The sequence below is a fragment of the Ideonella azotifigens genome, assembly GCF_006519715.1.
Taxonomy (GTDB): Bacteria; Pseudomonadota; Gammaproteobacteria; order Burkholderiales; family Burkholderiaceae_C; genus Ideonella; species Ideonella azotifigens.
This window is the reverse complement of the sequence record NZ_VIDT01001182.1, coordinates 1-1,042: the sequence shown is the minus strand read 5'-3', so window position 1 is coordinate 1,042 and position 1,042 is coordinate 1. Positions and strand designations below refer to the sequence as shown.

Sequence of the window (1,042 nt, the reverse complement as noted above, 5' to 3'; positions counted from 1 at the left end):
GGCAGACAGCATCGGCCAGAACCAGCACCTCGGCGACCGCCCGCTGCCACGGCTGGCCGGCTTCGCCGAAGCCGAGGTGCTGTCCACCGCGCTGAACGAGCTGGTCGAGCGCCAGCGCGAGCACAACAACACCTTGCAGGAGCTCAATGCCTCGCTGGACCAGCGTGTGCGCGACCGCACCGCGGCACTGAACCTGGCGCTGCAGGGTGAAGCGCTGAACCTGCAGCGCATGCAGAACATCGCCAACAGCGTGCCGGCGCAGATCGCGCATTTCGATGCCGATGGCCACTGCCTGTTCGCCAACCAGGCCGCCCTGCGCCTGGCGGGCCTGCCACCCGAGCGCAGCGGCATGCTGCGCCTGGTCGACCTGCTCGGCGACCCGGTGCCACCCGCGCTGCTGCCCATGGCCAGCAGCGCCACCACGCTGCCGCAGACGCTGCGCGTCCAGCATGCCCGCGTGGTCGGCGACGACACCTGGCACAGCGAGGTGCACTGGCTGCCAGACGGCGAACACGGCGTCGGCGCCGCCGGCGGCCGTCCCGGCCACTACCTGGTCAGCTTCGATGTCAGCCAGCTGAAGGAAGTCGAACTGAGGCTGCAGCAGCTTTCCCGTGCCGACGCGCTCACCGGCCTGCCCAATCGCCGCCAGTTCGACGAACACATGCGCGCCTCGCTGGCCCGCGAACGCCGCACCGGCCGCGGCCTGGGCGTGGTCTACCTGGACCTGGACCATTTCAAGCGCATCAACGACACCCTGGGCCACGCCGGTGGCGACGAAGTGCTGAAGACCTTCGCCCAGCGCGTGGGCAGCGTGATCCGCGCCACCGACCTGCTGGCCCGCGTCGGCGGCGACGAATTCGTGCTCGTCTGCGAAGGCGTGGCCAACCCCGAGCAGATGCAGGTGCTGGCCGACAAGGTGCTCACCGCAGTTCGCGCCCCGCTGCGGCTGCAGAACCAGCAAGTGCTGCTCAGCACCAGCATGGGCTCGGCCCTGATGCAAGACGGCGAAAGCGTGGACCACCTGCTGGCCCGCGCCGACGCC

1 protein-coding gene is annotated in these 1,042 nt (G+C 70.2%); it reads left to right on the top strand.

What is annotated here, in order from left to right; translation table 11 throughout:
• Positions 1-1,042, top strand: a 1,042-nt coding sequence (locus FKP22_RS31485) for a sensor domain-containing diguanylate cyclase (protein ID WP_141292079.1), incomplete at both ends; no start/stop codon positions are given.